Origin of the sequence: Fischerella sp., assembly GCF_013388695.1 — a bacterium.
In the GTDB taxonomy this organism is placed as follows: domain Bacteria; phylum Cyanobacteriota; class Cyanobacteriia; order Cyanobacteriales; family Nostocaceae; genus PCC9605.
In genome coordinates this window covers 25,525-37,057 of the sequence record NZ_JACAEU010000141.1, presented here as the reverse complement: position 1 = coordinate 37,057, position 11,533 = coordinate 25,525, and the positions used below count along the sequence as shown (strand labels likewise).

The window sequence follows — 11,533 nt, the reverse complement described above, 5'->3', positions numbered from 1 at the left end:
TAATGGGGATTGGGTAAAAATAAGTAAAAAGTAAAAAGCTAAAAGTAAAAAGAAAGAATTTTTTCTTTTACCTTTTTACTTTTTACTTCTCCAGTTCCTTTGCCCGATGCCCCTTGCCCTTTGCCCATTTCCCTTTCACCTTTTCCCTAGCGCAAGCGCTACCAAATAAACCTCCATCTTTACATCCCTTATCGTTCATCCTTATTTTTGGTCACTGTGGTTTAATTTAACTTAACAAGTAACTATGTTATAGATTAGCTTTTGCTGGGGGCATTAGCGTAGCTCCTCGGTCAGGAGGCTCGCTCTAGTAAAAAAAAAACAAATGGTTGGAATTTAATCATATTTATGTCCAAACCACCCTGGAATCTTAAATATTCCATTTTATCGAGTCTAGCAGTACTGTTATTAGGGGCATTGATTGTCTTGCTGCCGCTTTTTATAGTTTTCCTAACATCTTTGGCACCATCTGGGACTACTCCCACACTTGTTCCCAAAGATGGTTGGTCTTTAGCTAACTACCGCGACGCTTGGCAGCGAGGGAAATTATTGCTGGCATTTGCTAATTCTACCTTAGTAGCTTTAGCTGTCACGGGCTTTCAGATCGTGACTTCAGCATTAGCAGGTTATGCCCTAGCAAGGCTGATATTTCGAGGAAAACAAACAGTGCTGTTGATTGTGTTGGCAACATTGGTAATTCCCTTTCAATTGCTGGTAATTCCTATATTTTTAGTCTTAAAGTGGGGGCACTTAATTAATACTTATTGGGCATTAATTTTACCAACTGCTGCTAACGGTTTTGGTATTTTCTTATTGCGGCAGTATTTCTTAACTGTTCCCGTAGAGTTAGAGGAAGCAGCAGCAATAGATGGAGCAAATCGATTGCAAATCTTATGGCAGGTAATGTTGCCTTTGGCACGTCCGGCCTTAGTGACGCTGTTTCTATTTACCTTTATCGGTGAATGGAATGACCTATTTAAGCCATTGGTATTTACCACACGACCAGAATTAAGGACAGTGCAGCTAGCCTTAGCAGAGTTTCAAGAGCAATTTACAAATAATTGGCCCTTATTGATGGCAGCAGTAACAATAGCTACTTTACCAGTATTGTTGCTATTTCTCCTGGGTCAGCGTCAATTGATTCGCGGTATCGCTACAACAGGGATTAAGAATTAGGGATTGGGGATTGGGTAAAAATAAGTCAAAAGTTAAAAGCTAAAAGTAAAAAGAAAGAATTTTTTCTTTTACCTTTTTACTTTTTACTTCTCCAGTTCCTTTACCCTTTGTTGCCAGTCGCTACAACCCAACGGCAGGTGCTACCTGCGGAAGCCGCTGCGCGTCTACAAGTCGGCGAAGCGCAAGGGCGCTTACGCTCCCCTTTTCTCCTTCCCCCTCTTGTTTTTCCGATACCCATTGCCCCTTGCCCATTGCCCATTGCCCATTGCCCCATGCCCTTTGCCCAATTCCCAATTCCCTGTAATGCTCTATATCAAGATTGAGTTATTTTATACAGAAACTTTGTCTTGTTTGTTCTATTTATACCAGTATTACTAGCTATACCGATTTTAGATTTTAGAGATTAGATTGGGATGTATCGATTTATGCCCTTCTCCCTCTTAGCTAGCAATAACTCACATATTTCTTAACAATTAACAGGTGATGTCTGAAATTTGTGTTTGCTTGTCATCAATTCTCAACAATTCCTGATTGTAGGTATTGCGAAATAATCGCTTGAACTTAGACATCAGATATTAGGTCAGAGATTGTAAATCTGCCCGCAAGACGCATACAATCCTGTCGCTTAGTTTAAGCGATTGCAAATTAAATTTATAGCTACTATGACAAAATTCACTTCATCCATCGCCAATTGAAACCTCACAATCCAAAATTGATTTGTATCCTGGTAATGGCATAGCTAGCTAATAACTAGCCAGTTCCTTCTACTGGTGTGTCTGTTAAACTCAGCTAGTAAACAGTAAAACCCCATGAGTAACTCTCCCAATCGCGATTGTAAATTCCAAACCCTCCATAGCAACAAGCATTTATGGTTGCTGATCTTGAGTCGTAGTGGCATTGCTGTCAGTGGAATTTTGCTATTTGGACTTGCAGGTGGTGCTTGGCGGTTGTGGAAATTTATCCACAAAGAGTTAACGCCATTGGCACAAAAAAGTCTTACCACTACGCTTAATCGTCCGGTTCAATTGGGAGAAGTTAAAGGATTTTCGCTTGTGGGGGTAAAGTTTGGGGCTTCAGCTATTCCAGCAACACCTACAGATCCAGACAGTGTTGCAGTCGATGCTGTGGAGGTAGGCTTTGATCCATTGCAGTTACTGTTTAGGCACAACCTGAAGCTAGATGTCACCTTAGTCAATCCTGATGTTTACGTCGAACAGGATGAACAAGGGCGCTGGATTACGACGACCATAGCGAAGCCAGGTAATGCCCAACCGATTCAAACTGATTTGGATAAACTTCGGTTTCGCAATGCCAATGTGGTGTTAGTTCCGAATAGTCAGAGGATAACAGCAGGGGTAGTAACAGAAGACACGGCGAAACTCCCCCCATCTCCCCCTCCTCCACTCTCCTCCTCCCCGGTAAAATTTTCATTGGTAAATGGCACTGCCCAATTGCGAGAAGATAACCAGGTGATTAGGTTGGACTTAGCAGGACAACCTAGCAGTAGTGGCAGTGTTTCTTTGAAGGGAGATGTAGGTCTAAAAACACTAGCAACCAATTTAAAAATACGAGGGCAAGACTTAGTAGCCTCTGATGTTACTCGCTTGGTCAAGTTACCACTGGCGTTGCAGGCTGGTCGAGTCAGTGGTGACTTACAGATGCAGTTCCAGTTGGGACAAACTCAGCCGCCTTTGTTGTTTGGGAATGTGGATTTGCAAAGGGTTCAGTTTCAAGTTCCCCGAGTACCACAATCCTTTATTAATTCCCAAGGAACTCTTCGCTTCCAAGGAACGGAAATCAAACTCGATAGTGTCACTGGCAGTTACGGCAAAATCCCGCTAGTAGCTAATGGTGTTATCGACACCAAAACTGGTTACAAGGTGGCAGGGGGTGTTAATGGGGTAAATGTAGCTGATGTCCAAGAAACTCTCAAGCTCAAACTACCTGTACCTGTAACTGGGGAAGTAAAAGCAGATTTGCAATTTGTGGGAAAACTGACCCAGCCGATTCTTTCTGGTGTTGTTGTGGCCAGCAAACCAGCCCGGGTCGACAAAGTTGATTTTGATAGCGCCAGTGCTAAGTTTGAGTTTTCGCCAAAAGATGCTGTAATTGCTTTTAGAGATATTCAAGGCAGAGCGAAAGTCGGTGGTGAGGTTACTGGTACTGGCACGGTTGGGTTGAGTACAACTCCCCAGTTGAATTTTAATTTAACCGCAAAGAATGTTCCTGGAGATGCGATCGCTCAACTTTACAATTCCAAACCTTCGTTCCCAGTTGGTACTGTCTCGGGAACAGCCCAACTGACTGGTACTGCTGACAACGTTAAAACAACGGTGCAATTCCAAGCACCGCAAGCCCAGTACCCTGCTACTGGTGAAGTCGTTGTTAATGGCGATCGCAGTTTTTCTTTTCGCAATGTAGTTGCAAGTGTAGCTGGTGGCACAGTCCAAGCTGCTGGCAGTTGGAATAACCAGGGCTGGCAAGCAGTAGCCGATGCTTCGCAAGTACAGGTAGAACGCTTTGTCAACCCCAGCCAACTGCAAAATATATCTCTCAATGATGCCCGCTTCAACGGTCGTCTCATCCTCTCAGGAAACTCTGCTCCTTTTAAAATAGCTAGCATTCGCACCCAAAATGCCAAAGTTAAAGTTGCGGGTGGTAGGGTAGCAGTTTCTAAGATTCAATTCGGGGAAAAAAGCTTTTCCACCCAACTTGTAGCAGATGGTGTGCGGTTAGGGCGTTTGTTCAAACAGTTTCCCCCTGCATTAAAACCAGCATTACAAGGATCATTAGCAGGTACATTCCAAGTATCAGGGAGAACAGATGCTTTTGACCTGAAAACCCTCCGTAGCAATGGCTCAGCACGCTTGGCAGTCGGAGATGGGAAGGTTACTGCTGCAAATATCCAATTGGCTAATGGAGTATATCAAGCGCAACTGCAAGCAGATAACGTGCCAATCCAACAGTTAACACAAGTACCCGAGCAATTTCGTGGTAGATTAACTGGTCAGTTCAACGTCGCGGGTTCTGTAGAATCTTTCCAGCCGCAAACCATCCAAGCTAACGGTCAAGCACAACTCAACGTTGGTAGTGGCAAAGTTAAGGCTGCAAATATCCAAGTCGCTAATGGACGCTATCAGGCTGTACTTGATGCTGCGGGTGTAGATTTAAAGCGGTTTTCCCAGCAGTTGCAGGGTAAGTTGGGTGGCAAGGTACAAGTTGCAGGAAATCTGGGCACTTTTAATTTAGCTGATGTGCGTGCGGCGGGTCAGGTGCAGTTTTCTCAAGGTCTGGCTGGCATTGATCGACCGCTGACAGCGGTTGTTGGCTGGAATGGAGAAAAGTTGCTCGTTAAGCGAGCAACTGCCCCTGGTTTAAACGCCAATGGTTACATATTAGCCAGCACCAATCCCAGTGGCATACCGGAAATTACGGGGTTAAATTTAAATGTCCAAGCAAAAAATTACAATCTGCAACAGTTGCCGCTCAAGTTGCCCAACGAAGTAGATTTGGCAGGAAAAGCTGATTTTAGCGGACAAATCACAGGGAAATTACCCGTGCCAAATCTGACAGGGCAACTGGCACTGAGAGATTTAACGGTTAATCAGTTTGCTTTTGAATCGGTATTAGCGGGAAATGTCCAATCGGCGCAAGGAAAAGGTTTAAATTTGAATGTCACAGGTAAGCGTGACAAAATTGCCCTTAACCTAGATGCGAATAATCGCCCCAATTCTTTTGCAGTGCAATGGCAACAAGCTGCGGCAACTGGTCAAGCACGGGGCGATAATTTGGCGCTGAAAGTAGAAAGCTTTCCTTTGCAGGTGTTGAATTTACCTGTGCCTGCAAATACTTTTTTGGGTAATGGTAATGTTGCAGGCTCATTAAGCGGAGATTTTCAGATTAATCAGAAGACTTTAGCTGTAGCGGGAGGGATGGCGATCGCTCAACCACAAGCTGGTCGTATTAAAGGCGATCGCTTGCAGGCTCAGTTCCGCTATGAAGATGGTAAGACAACCCTCACTGATAGCGCCTTCATCAAAGGCAAAAGTCGCTATGCCTTTGCTGGTACTTTCACGCCAGCAGCTGCAAAACCCCAAATCAAGGGCAAACTCACAGTCAGCCAAGGTGAAATCCAAGATGTTTTAACAACTCTCAAATTATTTGAACTAGAAGATTTCCAACGCGGTACTGCTGGATCGAGCTATGGCAGTGCTAGCGACCTCAAAACTGTATCAGTAGGTTTGCCAGACCAGCCTATATTAAATCAAATCCAACGCTTTTCAGAAATTAAAACACTGTTAGCACAACAGCAACAACAACAGCGCGATGCTTCTTTGTTACCAGAGTTAGCAGATTTAAAAGGAACTTTCAATGGTGAGGTTGCTGTCGATACTGCCACGGCTAACGAACCGTCAGTGCAGTTTAATTTGAATGGTCAAAATTTTGTCTGGGGACAAGAAGACGAACCAGACCGTGTTTATACAGCACAGCAAGTGATTGCTCAAGGTAGTTTTGAAAATGGTGTTCTCAGGTTACTACCTTTACGGATCGAGTCTAAAGACAAGCTAATTGCTTTCACTGGCAATATTGGCGGTACAGGACAATCTGGTCAGTTACGGGTAACAAATTTTCCTTTAGAGGTGCTGAGTAACTATGTGAAGCTGCCAGTTGGTTTGACTGGTAATATCAACACCACAGCAACTTTAGCAGGTAGCATAGCCAATCCTCAGGCAAAAGGGGAATTGCAAATTACAGATGGAACCCTGAATCAAAAAGGCATAGAATCAGCGAATGCCAGTTTCAGCTATAACGATGGACGCCTGAATTTTGGCAGTAACGTCATGGCTGCTGGTTCCGAACCTGTTACTATCACTGGCAGCATCCCCTACAAGTTGCCTTTTGCTTCGGTAAAACCAAATAGCGATCAAATTAATCTGGATGTCAAGGTAAAAAACGAAGGATTAGCAGTATTAAACTTGTTGACCGATCAAGTTGCGTTTGAAAAGGGAGAGGGAGAAATCAACGTAACAGTGCGAGGAACGAAAGAACAGCCACAGGTCAATGGTATAGCTAGTATCAAGGGTGCAACCTTTTCTGCTCAGGCGTTACCAGAAAAGCTGACTAATGTGACAGGAAAAGCGCAGTTTGATTTTGACCGCATCAAAGTAGAAAGTCTCCAAGGCAAATTTAGTAAAGGCAATGTAGCAGTCAAAGGAGAACTTCCTATTTTTAGTGATTCACAAAAGCAAACAGATAATCCCCTCAACGTTTCTCTCAATCAGTTGGCTGTGAACTTAAAGGGACGGTATCAAGGAGGCGTTAGTGGTAACTTGGAGATTACTGGTTCTGCCCTTAACCCCCTCATTGGCGGTAATCTGCAACTGACTAATGGTCAAGTTTTAATCACAGAATCGGCTAACAACGCTATTAACGCTGCCAAACAAAGTCAAGATGTTACACTCGCAAAAGCAACCAAGCAAGGGAAATCTGAAGTTAGCAAAACAGTAACACGGTTTAAAGACCTACAGCTTGTACTTGACAAAAACGTAGATGTTGCCCTGCCACCGATTCTGAGTTTCAGAGCTACTGGTACTCTCAGTGTCAACGGTTCACTAAACAATCCAGAACCTGAAGGAACTATTAAACTACGGGGTGGAGACGTGAATTTGTTTACTACCCAATTTAACCTTGCCGGTGGCTATGAACACAAAGCTACTTTTAGAGGAAATCAAAACCCCGATCTGGATATCCGCTTAATTGCCAAAGTACTAGATGTTAATCCTTCACAGGTGACAAACTCACCTCTATCCTCTGAAATCGACGATGGAATTATTAGCTCTTTTGAACCTGTAAATACTGTTCGTGTCGAAGCCAGAATTGATGGCCCAGCCAGCCAACTCGACCAAAACCTGGAATTGAGAAGCACTCCTCCCCGTAACCAAACAGAAATAGTTGCCTTACTTGGGGGTGGTTTTGTGGAAACGCTAGGACGTGGCGACAGTACGCTAGGGCTTGTCAACTTAGCAGGCTCAGCTCTAAATATTCAGCGAGCTTTTAATCAGATTGGCAATGCTTTTGGTTTAAGTGAACTGCGTTTGTTTCCTACTATCTCTTCTGATGGTACAGAATTTACAAGGAGAAATTTCTCGATGGATCTGGCTGCTGAAGCTGGGGTTGATGTTTCCCGTAATTTTTCTTTTTCTGCTCTCAAGATTTTGACAAGCGACAAACCACCTCAATTTGGTGTTAACTACCGTATTAATTCTGAAATGCGTTTGCGTACTTCCACAGACTTATCTGGTGATAATCGAGCAGTCTTGGAGTATGAAGATAGGTTTTAGTCCTGACGGGGCGACAAAGTACCTAAAAAGCTTGTGAGGTAAAGTGTGTAGCAATTTATGGTAAAAAAAATAGGTCTCCCTTTGTCACTCGCTTCGCTCCAATTAAAAATTCAAAATTCAAAATTCAAAATTGAAATCCCCACAATTAAAATTGGGGGCTTGAATAATTTGCCGATATTCTCCATGTTTGAGAATCAAACTCACCCTTCTAAGATTTGGCAAATTTTTTCTAAAGTTGCATCCTCCAAAAGGATACGTCTATAAACCAGAGGTGGTGGTGTCCAAGGTTCTGGTTGCAGTTTCGCTACCATTAGCGGAGGAATAAAGATAGCAGACATCCATCTAAAATAGGTTGGCAATGTCTTAGTAATTGCAGAAAATTCCGGTTCTCATTGCGATCGCTATTATTTCTACATTGCAACCCAGTGCAAGTCTAACCACAAGCGTGGATCTGCTTGCTTGATTTTCGACATTGGATCGCGTAACAGTCGCGAGGCATTCAGGAAGACTACCTGAACCAACCCCATATTCTCTGCTACTTCTCGGAGTACTTCTTTGTGGGCTTGCACATAGGGCATCATTTTGTCAGAACAATAAATCCCTATGTATCGCAATCGTTTGGGAGGTCTTCCCCAGTAATTGGTGATGACTTTCACATAACAGTCATCCAACAATTCTCCGGATTTTGGGTAATACTTTTTGATTACCTTCACAAATTCTTTTGCCAAGATGTCTTCTCTAATCATGACAAAGCCTATTTCTGTAGGGTTTATCACATTATTAATATAGCATATATTTGTTATATAAACATGACTCAATATTAGAAAAATGCTAAATATTATCTAATTTTACTTTGGATATATACAAATCTTTTGATAGCAAAGTTGCTTCTATTTTTAGATAGAAAATCAAAAAGTATATAAGTTTGTAGTGAGCACTACTTCAACGGAAATAACCAATGAAACTATAGCGCTCATTACAAACAGAACAACACACACTTATAAAAATTTTTATCCCTTATTTCTGTATCCTAACGAACATTGCGCTCAGACACTAAAACTTCAGCTACCAAATGTGGCAGATCTGTCAAATCAGTATATCCTTCTGAGCCACGAATAGGAGAGATAAATGTATAGTTAGGATCGCATTCTCCCGTATCATAAACTTGGATATACCACCGATCGGGAAATCCTTCTACTGCTAGTTCTACAATGTACCAACTTTGACCGATTAGACGAGAGTTAACAATTACAAACCACTCTCTGTTTTCTTCTAAAACGTTCCACTCAGCCATGAGAAACTCTAACGCAATTTGTCCTGCGTCAGTTGCAGTCAATAGCATATTTACTCCTTATTTGGAACTTCAGGATATAATCCCAGTTGCTTAGATAATTCGCGAGCAACATGAATTAAAAACTTTGCTCCATCTTCATTACCTTGATGTGCAAATACAGCTGCTACTTGTAGCATTGTCTGTATAAAGCCAGCATCAAGTAATTCTGAGTTGGCTTCTAAAATTTCTGGTTCCTGCCCATTGGGACAAGTGAGTAATTTATCAATTAAATCAAAATACAGATTTTGGCGTTCTTCCGTCATCATCATTTTTTTATGTTGAATTGCCTACTGCTCAATACTTTCATGCCACAGTCGCTCTAGCATTTCCACTTGTTGTTGAAAAATTTCAGCACGATAAACAAGATATCTGTCGTACAAAAAAAAGAAAATTCCCAGACATATTGGGAACAACAAAAAGAACCATTTCAAGAAATCGACAACTTTGTATAATTGAGCAGAAGTCAGTAAAGTATGGGGAAGTTTGATATCAAATATTTTGATACCAGCCGAATCTTGAGCAAAATTTTTACCTGCTAGTTCAAGAGGCAACGTGCTAGTATTTTGGCTGCCAGCATGAATTTCATTTACTTCACAGGCTAAATGCTGTATTTCTACTAGCTGCATATGTTGCTCCCAAACCACACTCAATACTACTAGCTCAGGTGAAAGCACGATTAAAGTTAGCAAACCAACCGTTAGAAACTTTAAAAGTTGTAGTCTCATTTTGGCTCTTCCTTGCTAGGCAGTCTGCACCCTGTGAGACAGAAACTTTATTGGTAATTAAGGTATGAACACCCAAAAGTTAAGCCGTACCATACTCAGAAAGCATCTTTTCACTTTGGGGATGAATTTGTGATGCTCGTACTTAACACAATTCCATCCCCATTTTTAGTCGGGCTAGAATTTTGAACTTGAACTTACGCATTTAAAGCCGCTCATGTCTTGCTTGATTTTGCTTACAATCGTGAGGGCTTAAGAAGTCCCCCCCTTTGCAGGGGGGGTAGAGGGGAATCTCTGCGTAAATCCTATAGGTTTTATAGCAGCTGCCTTAGCTCAGAAGAGTTTTTCTGCGGCGGATCAAAATTATTAAACTAATTAAATTTGCACTCAAAGCTTGTAGTTCCTATCTCAACAGTACTCAAAAAATTTTTTGGGGTATGGGTACTAGTATTTTTGGGGTGTAGGTACTCGCATTTTTGAAGTGGGGTGCTGGCATTGATGTACTCAGATAGAAAATAGGGTTGGGGGAATGGGGAACAGGGAATAGGAAATAGGAGGTAGATAAAATTTGGGTAAAAGTCAAAATAAAGATTAATTTTTTACTGAAAGAGATACATTTCATGAACTATAAAAATATAAATTAATCGTATAATATTATTGTTTTTTTTACATTGCATATGATATTAAAGATATTCTGAAAAATTCAGCAATAAATCAAGCTAATTTTTAAAATATTTAGTGATTAAACCAAAAGGGACTTCCAAGAAATAAATTATCCCGTGAGGTGGGCATCCTGCCCGCCCCTGGGATGGGACGGGTGGGGACACCCATCCCACAAGAAAATTTGGGATATTTTTTTATTTGGAAGTCCCAAAAATAGTTAATAAATTCAATATCCATCCTCTACTCTCTGTCACCCATATTTTTAGGAGTTATATTCATGCGAATTGCTCGTGATATTACTGAACTAATTGGATGCACTCCATTAGTTCAGTTGAATAAAATTCCTCAAGCAGAGGGGTGTGTGGGCAAGATTGTGGTTAAACTGGAAGGAATGAATCCAGCAGCTTCAGTGAAGGATCGTATTGCTGCAAGTATGGTAGAAGCAGCAGAAATAGCTGGTTTGATTGAGCCGGGAAAAAGTATTTTAGTCGAGCCAACTTCTGGAAATACGGGAATTGGACTAGCGATGGTAGCGGCGGCGCGTGGTTATGGTTTAATTTTGACTATGCCCGAAACCATGAGCTTAGAACGACGAGCAATGCTGAAAGCTTATGGTGCAGCTTTAGAGTTAACGCCAGGAACAGAGGGGATGAGAGGGGCAATTTGCAAAGCTGAAGAAATAGTGGCTAATACTCCCAATGCTTATATGCTGCAACAGTTTCGTAACCCAGCCAACCCAAAAATTCACCGAGAAACCACCGCAGAGGAAATTTGGGCTGATACAGATGGACAAGTAGATATTGCGATCGCAGGAGTAGGTACTGGTGGAACAATTACAGGTATAGCTGAAGTAATTAAACCACGCAAACCCAACTTTATGGCGATCGCAGTCGAACCCAAAAATAGTCCCGTCCTTTCTGGCGGTCAACCGGGATCGCATAAAATTCAAGGTATTGGTGCTGGATTTGTTCCAGAAGTTCTCCGCACAGATTTGATTGATGAAGTGATAACAGTCAGCGACGAAGAGGCGATGATATTTGGGCGACGTTTGGCAAGAGAAGAAGGTTTGCTGTCTGGTATATCTTCAGGTGCAAATCTATGTGCAGCGATACAAGTAGCTAAACGTCCAGAAAATGCAGATCGTTTAATTGTAATGATTCAACCTTCCTTTGGAGAACGTTATCTTAGTACGCCGATGTTTCAAAATTGGTAAACGGCAGACTGTTTGGAGGGATGGGGTGATGGGGGGATGGGGAGAGTCCGGTTTTATATTCTCCCCAATTTCCCACCTCCGGTTCTTT

General features: G+C 42.1%; 9 protein-coding genes. 4 read left to right on the top strand and 5 right to left on the bottom strand.

Annotation, left to right across the window (positions count from 1 at the left end):
• Positions 1–345: 345 nt before the first annotated feature.
• The 3 genes from HXY43_RS19190 (at position 346) to HXY43_RS19180 (ending at position 7,514) form a co-directional block, all read left to right on the top strand.
• Entirely contained in the window at positions 346–1,173 is an 828-nt protein-coding gene (locus HXY43_RS19190) for a carbohydrate ABC transporter permease (protein WP_290886153.1), read from the top strand.
• Positions 1,174–1,283: 110 nt separating this feature from the next.
• On the top strand, positions 1,284–1,496 hold the full coding sequence (locus tag HXY43_RS19185) for a hypothetical protein (protein WP_290886150.1): 213 nt from the start codon (positions 1,284–1,286) through the stop codon (positions 1,494–1,496).
• A gap of 486 nt (positions 1,497–1,982) precedes the next feature.
• Entirely contained in the window at positions 1,983–7,514 is a 5,532-nt protein-coding gene (locus HXY43_RS19180; protein WP_290886148.1) for a translocation/assembly module TamB domain-containing protein, read from the top strand.
• 200 nt (positions 7,515–7,714) lie between these two features.
• Here the strand turns inward: HXY43_RS19180 and HXY43_RS19175 are convergent, their stop codons facing one another.
• From HXY43_RS19175 to HXY43_RS19155, 5 genes are all read right to left on the bottom strand, one after another.
• Entirely contained in the window at positions 7,715–7,852 is a 138-nt protein-coding gene (locus HXY43_RS19175; protein WP_290886145.1) for a hypothetical protein, read from the bottom strand.
• Positions 7,853–7,924: 72 nt separating this feature from the next.
• Positions 7,925–8,260 carry a hypothetical protein gene (locus HXY43_RS19170; RefSeq protein ID WP_026736739.1) on the bottom strand — a complete coding sequence of 112 codons (336 nt, stop codon included), beginning with the start codon at positions 8,258–8,260 and terminating at the stop codon, positions 7,925–7,927.
• Positions 8,261–8,544: 284 nt separating this feature from the next.
• A complete protein-coding gene (locus HXY43_RS19165; protein WP_026736740.1) occupies positions 8,545–8,856 on the bottom strand; it encodes a hypothetical protein in 312 nt (103 codons plus the stop codon).
• A 2-nt stretch (positions 8,857–8,858) separates the two neighbouring features.
• Positions 8,859–9,116: a hypothetical protein gene (locus tag HXY43_RS19160; protein WP_026736741.1), complete on the bottom strand. Its 258-nt coding sequence runs from the start codon at positions 9,114–9,116 to the stop codon at positions 8,859–8,861.
• Between the two features lie 18 nt (positions 9,117–9,134).
• Positions 9,135–9,572 (bottom strand): hypothetical protein, encoded by a 438-nt coding sequence (locus HXY43_RS19155; protein WP_026736742.1) that lies wholly within the window; start codon positions 9,570–9,572, stop codon positions 9,135–9,137.
• Positions 9,573–10,509: 937 nt separating this feature from the next.
• On the opposite strand from HXY43_RS19155, the gene cysK reads away from it, so the two are divergent.
• The gene (cysK, locus tag HXY43_RS19150; RefSeq protein ID WP_290886139.1) at positions 10,510–11,445 is read left to right on the top strand and encodes a cysteine synthase A; all 936 of its coding nucleotides are present in this window, start codon (positions 10,510–10,512) and stop codon (positions 11,443–11,445) included.
• Positions 11,446–11,533: the final 88 nt, after the last annotated feature.